This window comes from Paenibacillus sp. J22P59, from assembly GCF_059383895.1.
The window spans coordinates 181,209-201,208 of sequence record NZ_JBXENX010000003.1 but is presented as its reverse complement, the minus strand read 5'-3'; the positions used below and the strand labels follow the sequence as shown (position 1 = coordinate 201,208).

Annotated in this window: 15 protein-coding genes, 2 tRNA genes and 1 riboswitch; of the genes, 4 read left to right on the top strand and 13 right to left on the bottom strand. The window is 46.3% G+C overall.

Features of this window, described 5'->3' with window-relative positions; genetic code table 11:
* Positions 1 to 19: 19 nt before the first annotated feature.
* The 3 genes from AC50YO_RS06215 to AC50YO_RS06205 form a co-directional block, all read right to left on the bottom strand.
* On the bottom strand, positions 20 to 1,768 hold the full coding sequence (locus AC50YO_RS06215) for a methyl-accepting chemotaxis protein (RefSeq protein ID WP_494844527.1): 1,749 nt from the start codon (positions 1,766 to 1,768) through the stop codon (positions 20 to 22).
* 88 nt (positions 1,769 to 1,856) lie between these two features.
* A riboswitch (cyclic di-GMP riboswitch) is annotated at positions 1,857 to 1,941 on the bottom strand.
* Between the two features lie 109 nt (positions 1,942 to 2,050).
* Positions 2,051 to 2,374: a hypothetical protein gene (locus tag AC50YO_RS06210; RefSeq protein ID WP_494844524.1), complete on the bottom strand. Its 324-nt coding sequence runs from the start codon at positions 2,372 to 2,374 to the stop codon at positions 2,051 to 2,053.
* A 36-nt stretch (positions 2,375 to 2,410) separates the two neighbouring features.
* Positions 2,411 to 2,734: a YflT domain-containing protein gene (locus AC50YO_RS06205; protein ID WP_494844521.1), complete on the bottom strand. Its 324-nt coding sequence runs from the start codon at positions 2,732 to 2,734 to the stop codon at positions 2,411 to 2,413.
* A 152-nt stretch (positions 2,735 to 2,886) separates the two neighbouring features.
* Between AC50YO_RS06205 and AC50YO_RS06200 the strand changes: the two genes are divergently transcribed.
* From AC50YO_RS06200 to AC50YO_RS06190, 3 genes are all read left to right on the top strand, one after another.
* Positions 2,887 to 3,096 carry a YrzA family protein gene (locus AC50YO_RS06200; protein ID WP_494844519.1) on the top strand — a complete coding sequence of 70 codons (210 nt, stop codon included), beginning with the start codon at positions 2,887 to 2,889 and terminating at the stop codon, positions 3,094 to 3,096.
* A gap of 67 nt (positions 3,097 to 3,163) precedes the next feature.
* Positions 3,164 to 3,239, top strand: a tRNA-Thr gene (locus AC50YO_RS06195).
* Between the two features lie 9 nt (positions 3,240 to 3,248).
* Positions 3,249 to 3,325: transfer RNA gene (locus tag AC50YO_RS06190), tRNA-Pro, on the top strand.
* Between the two features lie 95 nt (positions 3,326 to 3,420).
* Here the strand turns inward: AC50YO_RS06190 and AC50YO_RS06185 are convergent.
* The 9 genes from AC50YO_RS06185 to AC50YO_RS06145 form a co-directional block, all read right to left on the bottom strand.
* Positions 3,421 to 4,521 carry a glycosyltransferase family 2 protein gene (locus AC50YO_RS06185; protein WP_494844517.1) on the bottom strand — a complete coding sequence of 367 codons (1,101 nt, stop codon included), beginning with the start codon at positions 4,519 to 4,521 and terminating at the stop codon, positions 3,421 to 3,423.
* Positions 4,522 to 6,418: 1,897 nt separating this feature from the next.
* On the bottom strand, positions 6,419 to 7,279 hold the full coding sequence (locus tag AC50YO_RS06180; protein WP_494844514.1) for a sugar phosphate isomerase/epimerase family protein: 861 nt from the start codon (positions 7,277 to 7,279) through the stop codon (positions 6,419 to 6,421).
* Positions 7,276 to 8,283 (bottom strand): DUF6005 family protein, encoded by a 1,008-nt coding sequence (locus AC50YO_RS06175; RefSeq protein ID WP_494844512.1) that lies wholly within the window; start codon positions 8,281 to 8,283, stop codon positions 7,276 to 7,278. Before AC50YO_RS06175 ends, AC50YO_RS06180 begins: the two co-directional genes overlap by 4 nt.
* A complete protein-coding gene (locus AC50YO_RS06170) occupies positions 8,280 to 8,573 on the bottom strand; it encodes an acyl carrier protein (protein WP_494844510.1) in 294 nt (97 codons plus the stop codon). The genes AC50YO_RS06175 and AC50YO_RS06170 overlap by 4 nt, the downstream gene beginning before the upstream one ends.
* A complete protein-coding gene (locus AC50YO_RS06165; protein WP_494844508.1) occupies positions 8,570 to 9,841 on the bottom strand; it encodes an AMP-binding protein in 1,272 nt (423 codons plus the stop codon). Before AC50YO_RS06165 ends, AC50YO_RS06170 begins: the two co-directional genes overlap by 4 nt.
* Complete coding sequence (locus AC50YO_RS06160; RefSeq protein WP_494844506.1) at positions 9,819 to 11,729, bottom strand: IucA/IucC family protein; 1,911 nt, start codon at positions 11,727 to 11,729, stop codon at positions 9,819 to 9,821. Before AC50YO_RS06160 ends, AC50YO_RS06165 begins: the two co-directional genes overlap by 23 nt.
* Positions 11,730 to 11,752: 23 nt before the next feature.
* On the bottom strand, positions 11,753 to 13,612 hold the full coding sequence (locus AC50YO_RS06155; protein WP_494844504.1) for an IucA/IucC family protein: 1,860 nt from the start codon (positions 13,610 to 13,612) through the stop codon (positions 11,753 to 11,755).
* Between the two features lie 293 nt (positions 13,613 to 13,905).
* A complete protein-coding gene (locus tag AC50YO_RS06150) occupies positions 13,906 to 15,537 on the bottom strand; it encodes a discoidin domain-containing protein (RefSeq protein WP_494844502.1) in 1,632 nt (543 codons plus the stop codon).
* 3 nt (positions 15,538 to 15,540) lie between these two features.
* Entirely contained in the window at positions 15,541 to 16,200 is a 660-nt protein-coding gene (locus AC50YO_RS06145; protein ID WP_494844500.1) for a polysaccharide deacetylase family protein, read from the bottom strand.
* 338 nt (positions 16,201 to 16,538) lie between these two features.
* Here AC50YO_RS06145 and AC50YO_RS06140 point away from each other — a divergent pair, with 338 nt between their 5' ends.
* Entirely contained in the window at positions 16,539 to 18,659 is a 2,121-nt protein-coding gene (locus tag AC50YO_RS06140; protein WP_494844498.1) for an asparagine synthase-related protein, read from the top strand.
* Here AC50YO_RS06140 and AC50YO_RS06135 read toward each other — a convergent pair.
* On the bottom strand, positions 18,656 to 19,885 hold the full coding sequence (locus AC50YO_RS06135) for an MFS transporter (RefSeq protein ID WP_494844496.1): 1,230 nt from the start codon (positions 19,883 to 19,885) through the stop codon (positions 18,656 to 18,658). The genes AC50YO_RS06140 and AC50YO_RS06135 overlap by 4 nt on opposite strands.
* Between the last annotated feature and the right edge of the window lie 115 nt (positions 19,886 to 20,000).

The following is a 20,000-nucleotide window of genomic DNA, read 5'->3' as shown; positions in this document are numbered from 1 at the left end:
GGATATAATCATGTCATTTTTATACATGGAAATGAGATGCCTTTTCCTTCAGCTCCGTCGAGGATTGCTTCAATTGCTGGGCGAGTCCATGCAATTTATCCGATACAACATTTTGCTCTGTCGATAGAAGCCCCATCTGCTCCATCTTCTGATTTACATCAGACGAAGTGCCGAGCAATTGATCCACTGCTGTGACGATCTGTGTCATGCCAATCGTAATCTCCGAGATCGCTACCGATATTTCGCTGACTTGTTCCGACAATGAACTGCTTTGCTGCTCCAGACCTTGGAACGTAACGGATGCTGTCAATGAAGCCTCCCTTGTCGACGATATGATCTGGGCGAATTCTCCGATACGTTGACTCGTAAGCGTCACATCACCTTGGATAAGCTTTAGTTCCTTCGCAATGTTTTTGGATATCGAATCAGTCTGGCCGGAGAGCTTGCGAATTTCTTCTGCAACGACAGCGAAGCCTCGGCCATGCTCGCCGGCTCTAGCTGATTCAATAGAAGCATTAAGAGACAGTAGATTGGTCTGCGTATTCAAATCCTGAATGCCCTCCAGAAATTTGGTTACATTGCTATACCGAACCGTCATGCTTGCAAAAGCTTTCGTAACCTGCTCGTACTGCTCAGCAGCCCGCTTCACCATTTGGACGACACCTTCCATATCTTGTGAGCCGCTATTGGACGACAGCTTCATCTCCTGCATATCTTTATTAATATATTCACTGGAAGCAGCAATTTGCTGTGAGCTCGCCGATATCTCTTCTGTAATGGCAGATATAGATGACGCATCATCATATTGCGAGAGCAGCACCTCGGTCCCGAGCACAATCTGTCCCTTTACCTGCTCTGATGCGGTTTGATTGCGTCCAACCATTTCACCCATTTGAGCAGATATTCCAAGAACGGTATGGCTGACCTCAAGCGTCGATTTAATCGTATCCCGCAGCGTACCACCCATCGCCGACAGGGATCGGTCAATATCGCCGAATTCATCGAACCTGTCAAGCTTCCTGCTATAGGTGAAATCGCTGTTCTTATAGGCATTAATGCGCCCCATAATTCCAGCGAGACCCTTCTTAATGCTTTGGCCAAGCTGATAGGACATAAGAAAAGGGAGTAGAGCTAAAAAGATAACATTGATAATAACGATAATATTAGCTTTCTCTAGACTTTTGGACAATCTCGTATTTGTTTCCAACACATCGGCATTCATTTTTTCTCCGATAACATCACTTGCATAACTCAAAGTGACGGTATAGACACCGATTAAATTTCTTATATGTAACGCTCTAACTTCCGAATTTCGCTCTCCATAGCTGAGATCGAAGCTATTTAACTCCTCATACCCAAGCTGAAGCACATTTACCTGATTCGCATATTGTTTTCCCTTATCGTTAGTCGAATATTTCTTATCCAGCTTCTCAAATTTCTCCCTAAGCTTTGCCAGCTTATCAGGGACTGCCTCCAGATTAACCGTAATTGGCTTAGTGTCGACATCATCGTTCTCGATCGCATTCACCATCAGCAGCATAGTCTTCAATAGCAAGTCGGTAACATCACGATATTCTCGCTCCGCAGCAGTCAATTGCTCCGCATCCTTCACGGCATTGGATACCGATAGATTTTGCGTGTAAATAAAATATCCAGCACCCACGTTGAATAAGGTGATAAGCGAAGTAATTAACAGCAGCTTCACCGTAATTTTTTGCTTATTCACTAACCTAGCCGCCTTGCTCTTCCATTGTCTGACCTGATGCATTGCTTTCTCTCCTCTGTATCTGAAAAAAACAAAGCCATTTGAACCCCAAAAGAAGGGCAAATGGCTTTATCAGCTCTTTAGTCCTGGATCTGGAGGTCTGGCAACCTTAGTCATACAACCTTAGGCCCATAACTTTGCGTCCTTATTTTTCAATAAGTTTGCCTTTTTCAGTTAATCGCATTGAACTTCTTCAATACCGATCCATTTTAGGTGATATCCTACAATTTGTAAAACCAAAAAATGGGACCAGGTGCTTAAGTAAGCACCTAGTCCCATTTTCATCTATGCTAGCAATAGTTCTTTTAGCTGACTCTCGTCCTTAGCTTCTGATAAGACAACCGATACAGGTATGTCCGGTTGCTCCGGCTTAACGAAGCTAGTGTCTTTCAAATAATAGCCTTTCTCACGAGCAACAGTGTAAAAGGTACAAAATTGGTTGGAATAGCCTATAGCTTCCTCCTCGTTGGAATAGCTTCCTAGGATGTTGCCTATTCCAAGTGGATTCGACGTACTCTGAATACTAAGCTGAAATGCCTGTCCATCCTCACCTATTTCCTTCACGATAACCTCGCTATCAAAACAGGGAACACGATGTTTAATGGTCATTTCATTCACCGCCTTCTACACGAATGGGCCTAACTTTTATTGCTTAGCAATGACAAGGACCTTGCCCCTGTCCAGCTCTTGCTCATAATGCTCTGCTTCTCTCTCAGTCAAGCCGACTGATTCAAGCTTCGCTCTTAGCTCATCACCACGACTGCGGAACAAATTAGCCAGCGCATTGAACACGCCTTCTTCCGTCACGCCGATTTTATTTGCATTTGTCCATTCAGACAATGAATCCTCACGGTCCTCTTCATGGGCTAGGACAAAAATATCATCCTGATTAAACCCTCTAACATTCAACTCTCTTACCGCGGATAAAGCGCCTACTCCTGATTCAACAACATGTACAGATGGTTTCATTTGTCATTCCTCCATTTCGAGATTCGATATCAATTTGCTGATCGTCTTGACCAGTGTAAGACTGTTTAACCTGTTGAACAGACTTTGAAACATCGAGAAGGAAAGGTATAATAGATTTATTCTAAATACTAGTTGAGAAGAGGCTGTAACAAATGGAGTTTAGATTAGATCTTATCGCTGATAAAGTGGAGTTTTTCGAGGCGTATGATTTGAGGACATTAGAGAAGCGAATCGACCAGCAGATTGACAATAACAAGGGGCTATTGCTTGAGGTATATTCCGTGCAGCATCATACTGTATTCAACCCAAATACGGAGAAAATGCATTACAGCGCAGTCGTACATTTCAAGGCAAAAAAATAATTTAAAAAAACTATTGCATTAACGTTCAGCATATGGCATAATAACTTTTGTGTCCAAGACATACCACGCCGGTGTAGCTCAGTTGGTAGAGCAACTGACTTGTAATCAGTAGGTCGGGGGTTCGAATCCTCTCGCCGGCACCATCTTTATTACGGGACGTAGCTCAGCTTGGTAGAGCACCTGGTTTGGGACCAGGGGGTCGCATGTTCAAATCGTGTCGTCCCGACCATAAAGTCAACATTCCAGAAGCTTGAATATTCAAGCTTCTTTTTTGTGTCTTCATTTCTATTATGGTATGTTCATTTCTAATAGGCCCTCTGTCCATTAGGACCTCCCCTCCTCTATCGTTAGATCACGACCCTTCCAGCGAACCTGCCTTCTGCAATAAGCCTGATAGATGGAATAAGTGAACACAAGGAGAAATAAAAACAGCGGTATCGGAAATAATAAAGCGGTTCCAAAACCGAAGCTGCCTGCACGCTTGAACCAAACTCGAAGCTGCAGCACGAAAGCAGCGTAAATCACACCGCCTATTGCGATATTTTCTAAAGACAGATCCGCAGCAATACTCCGCCATATCGTCACTGTCTTAACGATTCCCACAATCCATAGCACTGTGCCTAACAGTACAATAGGCTGCGTTGCAGCTGCACCGAGCGCAAAGCTTTTGCCCCAGCCCTTAACTAGACTGACGAAGCCATCCGGATACATACGGAAATTAACGATCCCTTTTCCGCTGCAATTATAAATAGGCGAGCCTCCTTTGGAGAACACAACGCCAAGCTCATAATGATCCAATATTTTCCCGCGAACCGCTTCATGACCGCCTACGCGGAAATAATCATCCCGGCGGCAAGCGATACACGGACCAAAAGCACCAGAATGAATATCCCCCTCTCCAACCGAGGCCAATACAATAATATTGAAAAAAGCTGAAAATTTCTCATACAGCTTAGTCACCCGGTGATAGGGCTGGATAGATAGCAATCCACCACGTGTAAGAACTCCAGCTGCTATAGAAGCAAGGGCATTGGGCTCCAGTACAATATCCGCATCCAGAAAGACGAGAAGCTCGCCGCGTGCGGCCTTAGCCCCGCTCCAGCATGCCCAATTTTTCCCCATCCATCCCTTAGGCAGTGCTCCCGCAGCAATAACTTCTGCTCCAGCTCGCCTCGCTATGAATACTGTGCCATCCTCTGAGCTATCATCAGCCACAATAATTTGAAGCGGCTGCATAGTCTGCGCTTTCAGAGATTCAAGCAGCGGCCCAATGTTCGCAGCCTCATTGCGTGCGGGTATAACAACTGTTATCGTCGTGGGCTGTATGTGACTCCCCTTCTGTACGATTAACCGCGAATTCACCCGCCCAAATAATATCCAACCGCTAATCCAGCCTGCCATTATAATGAAAATCCCGATTACCAAGGCGACCCCTCCTTGATCTGACTCTTTTATATGACTCACTTACATGTCTCACTTACATGTCTCACTTACATGTCTCACTTACATGTCTCTTTTACATGTTTTTGTGCATGACTTTATCTCATCACTTCTTGAACAACTAGTTTATAATTCCTTTTACATGACTTTATTCCTGAGTCTTCTGCGCATTCTATTTCTGTCTCTTTTCAACAAACCTATTCAATAGATGACCCTAATCACTAAATAGCCCTACCAAAAGTATACAATTTGTATCATTGTTTTGCTATCCTTTTGTAAAATTATTGGGTAGATTAACAGACGGAACAAAGATGTTCATTGAAGCCATAGCTTGTGGGCAATCCCGATTGGTTATATGGGAGCTGTAACAAATAATCAACAGCTCCAACACAGCTGCCAATCGTATGTTTTCAACTATCCACTTTGCATAGCCATTTACTTGATTATTGAATGCTCAACTGCGAGCATGGCGCTAACTTTCCTATTCCTATTCCTATTCCTATTCCTATTCCTATTCCCTCACTATTCTATGAGGCTACACTCACTCCTGCATTCTATTTTCTCTGCAAAACTAACATTCTATGAGGCTAGGCTCATCCCTCGCGAGCCTTGCTTCCTGATGTATGAGTCTAGACTCATACATCCCAGCTTTCTTCATTAATCACTCAAATTATACGCGTTTCTCCTCACACTTGGATGAACTTGCCTCATAGCCGCTGCCTCTCGCTCTTAACTCGAACTCCTAAATTAATCAGTTCCCTACTCCGAGCGTGGCGATATCCTTCCTATTCTATTCCCTCACTATTCTATGAGGCTGCACTCACTCCTGCATCTGTTTTCTCTGCAAAACTAACATTCTATGAGTCTAGACTCATAGCTCGCGAGCCTTGCTTCCTGAAGGATGAGTCTAGACTCATACATCCCAGCTTTCTTCATTAATCACTCAAATTATACGCGCTTCTCCTCACACTTGGATGAACTTGCCTCATAGTCGCTGCCTCTCGCTCTTAACTCGAACTCCTCCCTTAAATAATTAAGAAATTAATAGAACCATAGATTAGTTTGTTGATTATTAGTTTATTGGTCTTTTGGTTCGTTGGTTCGTTGGTTTGTTGGTTCATTGGTTTGTTGGCTCGTGGGTTCGTGGGTTCGTGGGTTCGTGGGTTCGTGGGTTCGTGGGTTCGTGGGTTCGTGGGTTCGTGGGTTCGTGGGTTCGTGGGTTCGTGGGTTCGCGGGTTCGTGGGTTCGTGGGTTCGCGGGTTCGCGGGTTCGCGGGTTCGTGGGTTCGTGGGTTCGTGGGTTCGTGGGTTCGCGGGTTCGTGGGTTCGTGGGTTCGTGGGTTCGTTGGTTCGTTGGTTCGTGGGTTCGTGGGTTCGTGGGTTCGTGGGTTCGTGGGTTCGTGGGTTCGTGGGTTCGTGGGTTCGTGGGTTCGTGGGTTCGTGGGTTCGTTGGTTCGTGGGTTCGTTGGTTCGTTGGTTCGTTGGTTCGCTGGTTCGTGGGTTCGTGGGTTCGCTGGTTCGTGGGTTCGTGGGTTCGTTGGTTCGTGAAGTTCCTTGGCTCATGAATCAGCTAATCATAATCAGTAAACCGGCTATTGCACAATTCAAGCCTTTTCTCCCCTATACTGCTTAACATAGTTATCGCCCATCTGCTGCAAATCGTATGTTTTCAACTAACCTCCCACTTCAGTAACGAATGCACTGCTACGAGCGCACAGAGGGGCTGTCCCAGTAAGAGATCATAGTGTGTGAATCCCTATAAAACAGAAAGAACCATCGTTGCAACTGTAAAAGTGGCAACGATGGTTCTTTTCACCAAGTGCTGATTAGGAATCAGGAATACCAATTCCTGCTAATTTCTTTAAGAACAGCTCCTTATGACGCTATCCTCCTATTAATTGGGCTTCACAGGCCGTACGAATAAATTGAATATCATTCGTCAATATTTCCTTAGGATACGGCCCAAACCATTCCAAGGAAGCAAAGCGTTCGCCGCTTCCTTCACTCTGCATCCGCTTAAGAACTGGCCGGTAGTCGATGGCTCCCACGGATAAAGGCACCATACCGCTGCGATCACCGCTTGGCGAATATACGCTATGCGGTGCGAATACATTAGCTTGCTCAAGTGAAGCTATATTTTTCAAATGATAGTAATCCACCCACGGCTCCAGCACTTCGAATGCCACAAGAGGCTCCGTACCCGTCTCCCACAAATGGACAAAATCAAGATTTAGAGCAATTGCAGGATGATTCAACTGCTCCATCAGCCAGATTGTAGAGCTTAACGTATCCGCTAACGTTCCGGGATGTGTCTCTATGAGCAGCTTTTTGCCACGTGCCTGATAGAGATCGCCTATGTAGGCCAGGCTTTTCACATAATCAGCCATCTCCTCCTCAGACAAATCAGCACTGGCTTGATTACCTGCGAATGTACGAATCCGATCCGCACCGAACCAATCCGCCAGATCAATAAGTTTGAGGCTCTGTTCTTCCAGACGCTTCAGCCCTACTCCAGGAGAAATATCCAAATAATCGCTGATCATCGAAATTTGGAGGCCATTCTTCATGAATAGCTCTCTTGGACCTTCTACCCCGTAGAGATGTCTGCTGGAGTCATATAAATTCCGGGCGTGAACCCCCCATAATTCAATGCCATTAAACCCTTGCTTAGCTGCGAAGCTTACCAATTCCTCAAAAGAGATTAGTTGATGCCGGAACGAGATCGTACATAACGCGATTCTCATCGTTTTCCTCCCCCACTGCCTTGCAGGACAGCTGCGTCCCACCATTGCAGGTATAGCTTCTCCAGACCAAGCTTAATCTTCCGCTCAATCTCATCAATTCGGTCTAAATGCTCATAAATCGAAGGAAGAAGTGACAGCCTGCCCGTTGTCGCCAGCTTTATCGCGATATATTGAATCGTCGTATAGCCTTGTACCAATTCCTCAATGCGGTCACACCATTCCAGAAACTCTTTGTTCTCAGGATCACGCTTCGGCATGAAATACATAAAAGCATGCTCATAGCCGTATTTGCGAATAGCCAGCACCTTTAATTGACGGAGGGCAGGAGTAAGCCTTTTTAACTTCGTTTCATCCGCAGTAAGCTCGGATACGACTGCCCTGATTGCTTCTGTCAGCTCATTGCGATCTCTCTTGAAGGTTGCTTGAAACACCTGATCAACAGCTTCCTTCGTCGGCTCTTGGATAAGCTCCGCATCAATGAGGTAACCGCCTCCCTGCTCATTCCCTCTTACTGCTTCCAATACGCGATCCCGCTTCACTCGTCCTTCCCAACGGAAGTCAGGATCACACATATGCCATTCTTCCTCATCCTCTGTCTTCTCAATAATAAGAAAGTGAGGGAATGGCTTCTGGTGAAACTTATTTTCCCGCTCTGGCATAAGGGACAAGTCTATGTTCACAATGACTTGCCTATTAGCAGGCTTGTCATCCAACAGCCTAAGCAGTGTATTTACGTTATCTTCCTTGCTCCGGGAGAAATCATACCACTCTTGAACCTCTAACCCGAACAATTCCTTATAACGCTGCAAATAGGGCCGATGCTTCGAATGCTCGGAGAAGTAACATAGCTCACCGCTATCTGTCACGACGAAATCAGCATCCCATACGCCCAAATAGAACGGCCGATAGTCCACGCCGCTGCTGCGCCTAATGACTTCACAAAAGCAGCTAATCAAACAATGAACCTTGATCGATTCTTCTCCTTCAAGAGGCTGTATCGTCATCTTCCACGATCACCCGCCACATTCAAATCAATCGAATCCAGCTTCATCACAAAATCCAGCAGCGAGCCTATTGTACTAAATACAGTAGGATCTACCTCATCCTCCGGTACGAATAACCTCATATCTTCTTCTATATAAACAATCATTTGCAGGATCATCACAGAATCCAAATATAAATCCTCATTAAGCCGCATGGTCTCTTTAAGCGGTCTTAGCTTGCGCACCGCCTCGGATTCAAGACGATAAATCAGCAGCTGCTCGAGCTGCTCCTTTACTTGCTCTCTTATCATGAATACGCCTCCTCCAATTCCAATTGCCTGCGGCTAACCTTACCTGTGGCACTCTTCGGTATTTCGGCGACAAAAATAATGTCTGAAGGAATTTTGTAAGAGGGCAGCCTCTTCATGCACCATTCCTTAACCCCTTCAATTGAAACAGCGCCGTCAGCTATCACCAAGCATTTCACCTTATCACCCGAGATCGGATGACTGCCACGGAATACCGCAGTTTCTCTAATTCCTGGCATAGCGCTTATCGCTTCTTCCACTTCAAGCGGGTACACCTTCAGACCCGACACATTAATAACATCATCTATTCTTGAGACAAAGGATAATCTCCCGTCCGCTCCAATCTCACCCAGATCGCCCGTACGTACAGCCTGATTCGTTGCAGTCGATACCCCAACTAATTCAGCAGGCTGCGAGCTGTTGCCTTCGCCACCATTCTCTGCACGAAACTTCCATAAGCGGAGAGGGTATCCTAGATCATGATGAGACAGCATCGACTTGCTTACACTCATACACCCGGCTTCCGAACAACCGTATTGCTGCATAAGCGTATCCGTTGCTCCTTGCAGCCGCTCGAATAGAGGAGCAGGCAGTGGAACGCCCGAGCTGATCAGCTTATGGAAACGAATCTGTGACTGGCTCATTTGAGCAATCGTCTGGAGCTGTACAGGCACGCCATACACGATATGCTCTGGAAAATCACGAACAAGCCCTACCGTAAGCTTCGGGTTGGCATTTGATACTATAACAGGGCTGCTGCCTCTTGCCAGCGCAGCCATCACTCCGCATAGCAATCCGTAGGAATGTGTGACGGCTGCAAGTACGATTGGCGTGCAGGAGGAATCGAGCCCAATAGCTTCGTTATACGCTGATATTTCCTCATTGATCTCATTCCAGCTTCGAGCGATCAGCTTCGGATGCCCCGTCGTGCCTGAACTGAATTGATAGAGGCTCGGTACAGCATCCACTGTAACAACAGGTTCGGCACTCGGATAGTAACAAGCAGGGTCTTGAAAGAGAAGCCCCTGACAGCCCGCCGAATTGGCAATTTCCCTTGCTGTCTCAAGCGGAGTACTGCCGTGCATGAGGAGAGCAGAACCGCCATGCTCCTTCAAATAATGCACAACAAACAGCAGCTGAGAAGGGTCCGATACGCAAAGCGCATACCGCTTCCCAAGCGGTGAAGACAGATGCGGCAGCTCCTTATACGCCTGCCAATGAACCGACAGATCATTCGCTGTATATTCCTTACGATTGACTTGAAACCTCATGGTGTAATTTCTCCCCTTTCTCACCTAATGGCTTGAGCATTTTTTCCCGTGCCAGCTTCGCTTCATACAGCGGATTATTAACGGAATGATTCAGTTCACCTGCATCCGGCTGCAGCCTGCTATTGGCTAGCTGTTCGACAACACATGTCGGCGGGTAGAGATGAAAGGCCATGAATCGCTCCTCCTGATCGGGATATTCCTTGCGATGAGCATCCAATATTTCCACAGCCAGCTGCCAGAATTGCTCTTCCTTATAGTTGCAATTGGAATCGAGCAATAACGCAAGCTCGCCAAGATTAATCATGAATAGTGCATCGAGCGTCATCGCAACAAGGGAGTGACAATCCTTCATTTCGTAATAATCATCAAGCTTTCCTTGTGCATAGATCGGATGAATAGCAGCAAAATTTGGAGGAGGAATAAGCTCACTCGCCCCATCCTTACAGTACTCCACCCCTTCGTGAAAATCCTTGAGCGCAACACGAACGGGAAGGCCATGCCGATGAACGAGAACCATATTTTGCGCATGCGACTCAAGGGCAATGCCATGCATGACAAGCAAATGAACAATAGGAAGCATGCTGCATTCCAGCAAATGCGTCAACCAGTTTTGAAGACCATGCTCTTGGAGCCAAGGAAGTATAAACGGTTGCCCTTCATGATCGTTCGCATAAAGCGCATGGAAGGGAACGGCTTGCTCCCCAGGCTCCAAATAAGAATGAATGCTTTCGCGCCAGAGACAGCCGAGTGCACCATAACGATTCTCTGAACTAAGAACAAGCTGCTCCTTCTCGTTCCGCGCAACTGCTGGATTCTCTTCAAAGCTGACGCCGGCGAATTCTTTTAGAATAATTACACCCGAACGCTTCAAGTAAGGGTCTGCTTGCGTCAGAGCCGTCAACCAACGGGATACTGCCGGAGCGCTTGCTATGGAGTGAGGCGTGATCAACCTCACGGAGGATGTATTTCTTATATGAAGTGATAACTTTATGCTAGCTTTTTGCAGATCTGTCTCATTAGTGAGAGTCCGAATCGACTGCTGCGGCCGATAGCGATCCTCAGTGCAGCCTAGCAATAGAATTTGCTGTTTATGCAGCTCCTTGGAGAAGGCGGGGATAATCTTATTCGTCCATTGCCAAGGATGTACAGGAAGCCATACATAGGCTTCAGGAGAACAGCCCTTCCTGATTATCTGTTCCACAAATATCGCCGACTGTTCTTCCCCTAGCTCATCCAGCAGCAATTGCTCATAGCTGTATTGCTCATCTATCGCAACCAATGCTAATGATCGTTCAACAGCAAGCCAGAGAGGCTGAATAGATGGCTTGAATTCAGGTCCATATAAATAATTGTCTGCATAATCAAAGCCGATACGAGACTTATAGCAGGGATGATATGGATGGCCATCCATAAGCATACTTTCCAGCTCGTCATAAGACAGCCCCTGCAGCCATACTTTTCCTCGTTGCCCATGCTCATATTGCGCTAATACATCCTTCAACCTGGTCTGTTCCAGCTCATTCATCATCGCTCCGAGCCCCGCTCGATCGGTTGCTGCTTGGCTTCCAAGCAGTTCATATAGCATCTGACTTGGACTTGAGACAACTTCACTTCTGCCATCAGCCAACCGTCGAATAGAAGACGCGGCTATTCGAATGCGACCGAAGGTATGCTTAACAGAGCCCTTACAGCTATAAGCTACATCTGCACCCAGAGCATCCTTGCCTTCCATCAGAAAAACAGAGTCTTTTCCCTCCATGCTCATGCTCGGGAATAGAACCTGTTCATAAATTAAAGATTCCAAGAGCTGCCTCACGACCCGCTCCGTCACTTGCTTATACACAGGTGAGAGAATAGCATCATTCACCTTAACAGCTTGCAGCAGCAACTTGCTTTCCTCCTCTATTCCTATCAATGTATGCCAGCTAGCTTTGGAGAAGCAGCCTGCCTAATTTGCTCTGCAACCTTATGCAGCGGATTGACGATCTGTACATAAACCGCTGGCGTTTCCTCGCTGCCCTCCAGTTCATCTACGTCGTAGAAGCGTGTCAACAGATTTGCTTTGCAAGGCAGCGTATCACCGGTTAAGAGCCTCTCCAGCAAGCCCGAGCTCTGTCGGTCCATTGGAAGATAAGATTCCAGCATCGCCACAAGCTCGCCCAACAACTGATCTTCATCAATTAATTCCTCTGAACCAAACCCTTGAATTAAGCCGAAGAGGTGGTTAATAACAAGGTAATAGCACATTCTCTCGTCAACGATTCGATCCTCATAGAAATTACCTGTTTCTCCGCCTATTCCCGGCAGGGCATGCTCAAGAAGCTCTCTCGTGGACTCACAGAAATAGTAGCCTTGATTATCGCGATAATAGTAGTGCACGGGATAACCTTTCTCTAGCCTCACCACACTATTCTGCTGATGAGCTTCAAAGGCAATTCCCCACTTGAGGTATAACCACAGCATCGGGGATAAAGACAACTGCAAATATTGCTTGAACCAATCCAAGCTAACTTCTGCAAGCGGCCGTCCTTCCCTGACAGCAATTGCCTCTATAATCGTAGCCAGACGAGACCTTTGCCCTGGCAACGGCTGCTGTACGAGAGCCGCTATCACCGTCGTTCCGTTCGCATCCTCTCTCATGAATGGGTTGGCACGAAGAACGACTTCGAATCCCGACTCTACGTGTTGCTTAGACTTGATGGTAATATAAGCAGGATCATTAATAATCGTAAAACCCGGATATAATCGGCTTACATCTCCAACTGCCGTCTCCATCAGCCGCTTAATCTCGCCGCCGCTCTCCAGCTCCCTGCTCTTATTCACACGGAGTGAATTCGTTACCTTAATCGGCACGGACACCTTGAGCATGAAAGGGGCTTCGGAATGATAGAGAGTACGAATCGAGGAGGTTGCGTGGAATTCCTTCCCTAGCGCTCCAAGGTCAATAAGCTTGGCAGCATTCATCCATTCGCTGACCTCAGGCCGACCAATTAACCAAGTTGCCTGCAAAGGATGAACAGGAATAATCGACCATGCTGGATCAGCCAGCAATCTATGAATAGGATGAGCCTGTTCTATCCCTTCTAACTGCAAATGTTGCTTAATCCAGTCTGTTGCCGTCAGCTCGCTCGTGGTGCCTTCCCTCACGAGCGAGCGACAGGCTGCAAAATAATGCAATTGAAACTTGCCCTTTAATTCAGGAGAAAATAAAGAGTAGCCTTTATCTGGAATGCCCTGTCTGCTTTTGGGCGTAGGGTGCATCGAATGACCATAGAGCAGCGATTGCTCCGCTTCTATGAATGAGAAAGCTTCACCATACAATGTTTCTCCATCATCTAGCCTCGCCTCAATAAAGGATTGAATATTACGGCAGCTCTCGATGACGCGATACATAAATTCCCCGGTATAATAACCGTTGTTGTGAACGATGGACAGCTCCTTCACGAGCAGCGCAGTAAGCGTCAAATAATCAGCTTCCAGCATCGTCGCTTGCGGTGCGTTCCGATAATAAATAGGAAAAGAATAGAGATGCCTTCCTGTAGCGGATACGTATCGAACAGCCGCATACATCTCCACCTGCTGCTTGAGCAGCTTGATATGCAGCACAGGCATACGCTCTGCCCCATGATCGCTGTGTGCAAGTTCAGCAATCACTCCCGAACTAAGCCAGCATTCAGATGAGGTTTCTCTTAAGTAGCAATTCAACAGATTCGTAATCGACGCTTCCTCAGCCAACCTTTTGGCATTGGGAAGTGCTTTCGGACGTAACATTAATAACCCCCTGCCTCAACAGTAGTAACGCTGGATATTGATTCCATAATCATCGTAAATGATTATCATTATCAACACAAGATGCCAAATAAAAACAGTTCTTAAGAACTATTACATTCGACATTTTATCTTATTTTTCTCCATAATTCGATATTTATTACAGAATTGAAGCTCACGCTATTCGAATGGGTTTCTATAAAAAAAGAGAACTGAAAGATCAGTTCTCTTCAAATCTTCTATAATCAGAGCTGTTGTCCAGTACTCTGCTTCATGCATGCATTCATTGAAGACGGCTATTTCGCATACACGCTAATCTGCCATAAAGAAACGCCGAAGTTGGTTGCTTTTTCCGTACAATAAAGCCTCAGATATCTTCCCCTGCCTGTTGCTGCAAGTGTCTCAATTCCGCCCTTGCTCTCCGTAGTGCTATAAATATCGTGCCAGTCTGCCTCATTGTCGGATAGCTGAATTTGATAGCTATTGGCGTACGCACCCTCCCAGTTCAGCAGAACAGATGCTACATTCGTTTCCTCGCCAAGATCAATAGAAATCCATTGCGGCACACTGTACTGGCTCGCCCATCTCGTAGCTTTATCTCCATCCACAACGTTATATGGACGGTAGTTGACATCAATATTATCCGTTTCATGCGATGAAGCTTTGACTTCCTTGAACAAAGCCAAATCATTCGTGCTAGTAGGAGGCTCTGTTATTTCGATGATTGTACTCGCTTCCGAGATAAAGCCTAGTGCATTGATTGATCTCACCGATATTTCATATTCGGTATCCGGCTGCAAACGGATCAGATTATATTTCGTATCCTTGACAATAATCGGAGTACCGCCATTAACGGACAGCTCATAAAAAATAATATAATCTGGAAGCGAGTCTGCTTCCCATGCCAAGGATAGGCTCTGGCTTGTTTTCCTTGTTGTTCTGAGATGATAAGGACTTGCTACCATCTGCTTATCATCTCTTACGGTTTCACCATTCACCAGTTCGTCCTTTAACAAGCGCAGCGTAAGCTTTTCAAACTCCATTAATATAGAACATTTATGTATAAGATCATCAAAATCCGCCGAAGCTTCCGTCTCTAGCTGTGTTATTTTTTTCATTACGATCGTTTTTATCGTTTCTGCCAGATCAGAGCAGTACTCTAATACATGCTGCAGAATATCGCTGTAGCCAGCCTTCTTAATGAAGCAGGCGAAGTAATATCTTGAGCCATTAATTAGAGTAAAAGCTTGCTGGACACCATATAATGATTTCGTAATTTGCTCGTTGGACTGATTCTTAAAGTCTGCAAACAGTTCGATACACTTTTGATAAATGATAAAATCATCATTATTATTGTTAATAGAAGCTTTTGCAGTCTCTTTATAGTTTTCAATCATATTTGGTGTTATAGTAATTTTAGAGAAATCGATGGCAAAAATTTCGTAATTCATCTTTTCCAGCACTTTAAATATAATTTCTTTATCTACCCATCTGTGCTTAATATTCGTTACATCATCAATCTGCAGCGTGTTATCCGCTTTATTATAGTCTTCTATTATAATAAAATGGTTCGCATCTGGCGCAAGCGTTTCAAGCCCTGGCAGCAGATACGCCGTTACCCGAAAAAACACACGCTTATTGTCATCTAACTGGGAATAAATGAAGCTCTCTGCTTCTTGAGTTGTTCTTATTGGCGCACCTAACAAGCTTATGCCTAGATTTGCTCCATCCTCTAAGGTAAAGCAACCCGTTTCATAGTGCCAGAAGCCTTTGTTAGGAAGCATAATATCTGTATAGATCTTGCCTGTATCCTCGTAACAATTAGCAAATAAATAACTGATCAAATCACCATGCTGCAATAACTCCTGAGCATATTCGATCTTCAAGCAATCCAAGTAATTTTTACGATGGAGCAACAATTCTTCCAAAGCTTAAACACACTCCCTATTATTCGTAAGTTCAAGTAATTCACTAACGGTCACAAATTGATAGCCATGCTTGATCAACGCGGGAACAGCTTCTCTTAATGTCTCAACGGTCTGCGCACGGTCTCCTCCGCCATCATGAAGCAAGATGATCGACCCAGCCTTCACATTCGTCATTAGTCTATCTACCAATACAGGTACGCCCGGCAATTCCCAATCCTTCATAAACAAGGGATCAGACCATAGAACAAAGCGATAGCCCAGCCGTTCAACTAAATCAACAGTGGCTTCGTTATACACACCATTCGGCGGACGAAAAAGTGTGCAGCGTTTACCTGTAATAGGAATAATAGCGGCCTCTGTACGTTCAATCTCAGCTATAATTTCATCTTCAGTCATGATCGTTAGATCAGGATGGGAATACGTATGATTGCCTATCTCATGTCCCTCTCTCGCTGTCCGTTCTACAAAATCGGGAAAATATTCAACAAACTCTCCCAATACAAAAAAGGTAGCTTTCGCGTTATTCTCCTTCAAAATATCTAAAATTTTCACAGTAAATTCCTTGGAAGGACCATCATCCAATGTCAAACAAATATAGGACTTATGCTGCTCAGATTCAATCGCGATATCTTGGATAACTCTAGAGTCATTTAAAGTAGTCAATCTCGATTCCCCTCCTCTAACATCCAAATCTCTCTATTATATAGTTGCAAAAGGCCTGAAAAATCAGCCTCTACAATTACCAATATTTAATCAGTTTGCTCAAGTTTATGTTATCATACATTAATTTTTATTTAAAGCATCCTATTCAAAATTTTCAAATAAAAACGATAGGTGAATTCTCTTAGTACTGTATCATTTTTTGAAAACCCTTACTTAAAAGGAAATTTCTCTTTTGTGTCGTAATTACTCTTAATAATAAATAATGACTTTACAAAATAATATTAATATTATTTTCTCGGAGTCATTGCTTATATCCAAGCAGAAAAGGAAGCGATTACATGAGCCAAATCATAGCCTGCCGATGGGAGAAGGGCTATTCCCTTCAACCCGACAAAGGGCCTGATCACTACAATCATTTATTCGTGCAGCATATGCTGCATGGCATGCCGATGGACAGCTCCGGATTAACTGTCACCGGGAAGTTCGGCCAACTTAGCCTGGGAGAGCGGGATGATACGCGAGCAGCATCAACAACGCCCCCTGCTCCACTAGCTGTGCCGGTTAGCTTGGATGGACGCATTCACAATCGGGAGCAGCTTCGAGAGCAATTGCTCGGCGAGGGCATTATCATGTCTCGCTCTGTAACCGATCGCGAATTAATCTGGCAATTATATGAGACCTTTGGTTCCCGTTTCATAGCCCGGCTTCGCGGCGAATTCGCCTTAATTTTATGGGATGCCCGTCACAGCAAGCTTATTGCTGCAACAGATATCGTCGGCACTCGTTCACTTGTCTATTACAATTCCGATGCTCTTACCTTAATAGGAACGGACGTTGCACAGCTGCTTGCTGATCACCATATCCCATATGAGCTTAACAGAGACAAGCTTATCGCCAACCTTACGTCTGCTATGTGGAAATGGAAATGGGATACCTTGCCTGAGCATACCTACTTCCGCAGCATTCACCGTGTACCCGCAGGGCGCCTCCTAGAAATCACACCAGAAGGTACGAAATTATCACCATACTGGTCACCACCTCATCAAGAAATACACTACCGCAGTGATAGCGACTATTACCTCCACTATGCAGATCTTCTGCATCAATCCGTACAGGAACGCCTTCAAGAAGACTATTATTTGATGCCCATCAGCGGCGGGATCGATTCTGGGGCTATCGCGGCAGTAGCCAGCCAAGAGCTGGGCGAGACAAGAGAAAAAGCCATGTTCGTTACGGGTATTGCATTCCGTGCTCCCCGCTTCGACAGCTGCAATGATCTGTCCTACATTGATGCGATGCGCAGCAAGCTTGGACTCAGCGGAGAGGTTCTGCTGGCAGATGGGCTGACTCGCCATCCTAATGACACGCTAGGACGAGACCCCCTCTTCATCACGGATGGGCCCGAGATTCGCACAACCTCCCTAGCCAACTATTTATCAACGGCATCAGCGCTTCGTCAAGGTAAAATCCCTATCGCATCTCTATCGGGAACAGGTGGTGACGAGACGATCGACGGGAATGCCTATGTCTATGATTCACTGCTATTGAATGGCCGCTTCAAGGAGTTATTCACGAGGATGAAACGAAGCTCTGACGGCTCCGCCGCAGCGATGCTGCGACTTCTGTGGACACGGGCGCTGCAGCCCATCATTGGGGGATCTTGGCAGAGGTATATGAATGCGGTCTGGGGCGGAGAAGCTACACAAGCGCCTTTCCTGCATGCGGACGCATGCCTTGACATCAAGCATGCCCAAGAAGCTTTTCTGGAGAACGAGCTCCGCCCCCAGTTCCTCTATAATAACTGGGCCAGGCAGGCTATCTTTCACCGGAATGCCTCACCCTCCCGTTATTACATGGGCCGTGACGGAAGGAGCGTCTCCTACCCTTTTCTCGATAGGAGACTTCTGGAGTTCTGCTTGCGAATACCGCCTGAGGTTATCTATTGTGAGCAAGAAGGATATACTGGCGCGTATAGTGCTACCAAGACGCTCGTTCGCAAGGGATTAATTGGAACCATGCCTTCTCTGATTCGTTCGAGAACCGAAAAAACCTTTGCTCATGCTTTCCTGCGGGAAGTGATTATGAATCATTATCCTACCTATATGAACAGTCTCGCTGGCGATCATAGTGAGCTCGCAAAGCTTGGCTTGATTGATCCCGAGCAATTGCGGGCGCATATTCGCGTAGAGATTGGGCGAGCGCAGCGTGAAGAAACGCCAAGTCCAATCTACGCTGCCATAGATGAGACGCTGCGAATGGAGATTTGGCTGCGGGAGATGGCTGTTGGCCGCGAAGCCTACTTGAAGAGGATTGGATTCGGAAGCACTGCCCTCTTGGCAGCGAATGGGCAGCCCATTCAGAGCGCGGTACGCCAGCTATCTGAATGGCTGGAGAGAGAGCTGCCGTGCGATGCGATCTATCCGCTGCACAGCGACAACGGGGCTTTAAAGGCTTATTAACCTATTCTCTGGCTAGTTGACTGGGACTTTCGCTGCTCGGAGCGTGGCAGCATTCGCAATAGCCACACTATGTTCGCAAGCAGTAATCCGCTTGTAAGCAAGAATAACCCGCGAATGCCTAACAGACCAGAGAGTGTTCCGCCCAGCACTGGACCACCCGCGCTGCCAAGCGCGGACATGCTTGCATTGTAGCTGAACACTCGCCCTTCTTTGCCTGTGGGCGCGTGCTTATGCAGGAGGGCGTTCACAGAGGGAACGAGCCCTCCAATGAATATCCCAAGAACGAAGCGGATCACCATCAGCTGCCAGACGGATGACACCACCGCTTGAGGGAGAAATAACAATGCTGAGCCTGCCATAGAACCAAGCAACACCTTACGCTCCCCAATTCGATCAGCCAGCTTGCCTAGCAATGGAGCGGCAATAATCGTAGAAAGTCCGGATACAGAAGCAACGAGTCCTGCCCAGAATGCTACCTGATCCATACGGCCATGAAGCTCTTGGACAAATAGTGGAATCAATGGGAGTGTTGCCATTAAGGCAAGCTGCAGGAGCAGTGTCACGCCAAGCAATGCAGGCAGTTCTCGGCTATGTGTTAGTTCTCGCAGTCCCTGCCATACCGATACAGCTGGTGTCGCAGCCGCTTGCTTGCGGTCAAAGTTTTCTTTGACGAACAGCCAAGCAATCAGCGAGGCCATGAATAGGAGAGTGCCCGTTATATAGAAAATCGGACGAAAGCCAATGGAATCAGCAAGCAAACCGCCGATCAGCGGGCCAAGAACAGTGCCTGCAATCGAGCCGGATTGATAAGTTCCCATGGCAAAGCCCATCCGCTGCTTTGGTGTCCCTGAAGAAATCAGTGCCACGGCTGCCGGATTGAAACCGGAGATAATCCCGTTAACAGCACGAAGCAGCAAGAGCTGCCATGGTGCCGTAACGAAGCCCATAAGTCCCATCGTAACAGCCATTCCGAAGCCGGCGCGAAGCAGCATCGGCTTCCGACCATAACGATCGGACATTTTGCCCCAGAACGGCTGCATCAGGAATGACGTAACGAAATTTACAGCAAATATAACTCCTGCCCAAATACTGATCTCGTAAGGGTCAGCTAACCCGAGATTCGCCTGCAAATATAACGGCAAGAACGGCAACACCATCGTCATCCCCGCCATCACACAGAACTGCCCCACCCATAATACGGCCAAATTGATTTTCCACTGCTCCATTGCCTTCTACCCCTTTGTACGGAACCCTCTATCCATGCTTTTCATAAATACCTACCAAAAAATCTCATATTATAATTATTTAGATCATAGCATAGCGGCGCTTGTCCGACGAGAG

What these genes read in the sequence shown, in the direction of transcription:
- AC50YO_RS06215 (WP_494844527.1), bottom strand. Translation starts at nt 1,768, where the DNA reads ATGCATCAGGTCAGACAATGGAAGAGCAAGGCGGCTAGGTTAGTGAAT.
- AC50YO_RS06210 (WP_494844524.1), bottom strand. Translation starts at nt 2,374, where the DNA reads ATGACCATTAAACATCGTGTTCCCTGTTTTGATAGCGAGGTTATCGTG.
- AC50YO_RS06205 (WP_494844521.1), bottom strand. Translation starts at nt 2,734, where the DNA reads ATGAAACCATCTGTACATGTTGTTGAATCAGGAGTAGGCGCTTTATCC.
- AC50YO_RS06200 (WP_494844519.1), top strand. Translation starts at nt 2,887, where the DNA reads ATGGAGTTTAGATTAGATCTTATCGCTGATAAAGTGGAGTTTTTCGAG.
- AC50YO_RS06180 (WP_494844514.1), bottom strand. Translation starts at nt 7,279, where the DNA reads ATGAGAATCGCGTTATGTACGATCTCGTTCCGGCATCAACTAATCTCT.
- AC50YO_RS06175 (WP_494844512.1), bottom strand. Translation starts at nt 8,283, where the DNA reads ATGACGATACAGCCTCTTGAAGGAGAAGAATCGATCAAGGTTCATTGT.
- AC50YO_RS06170 (WP_494844510.1), bottom strand. Translation starts at nt 8,573, where the DNA reads ATGATAAGAGAGCAAGTAAAGGAGCAGCTCGAGCAGCTGCTGATTTAT.
- AC50YO_RS06165 (WP_494844508.1), bottom strand. Translation starts at nt 9,841, where the DNA reads ATGAGGTTTCAAGTCAATCGTAAGGAATATACAGCGAATGATCTGTCG.
- AC50YO_RS06155 (WP_494844504.1), bottom strand. Translation starts at nt 13,612, where the DNA reads ATGTTACGTCCGAAAGCACTTCCCAATGCCAAAAGGTTGGCTGAGGAA.
- AC50YO_RS06140 (WP_494844498.1), top strand. Translation starts at nt 16,539, where the DNA reads ATGAGCCAAATCATAGCCTGCCGATGGGAGAAGGGCTATTCCCTTCAA.
- AC50YO_RS06135 (WP_494844496.1), bottom strand. Translation starts at nt 19,885, where the DNA reads ATGGAGCAGTGGAAAATCAATTTGGCCGTATTATGGGTGGGGCAGTTC.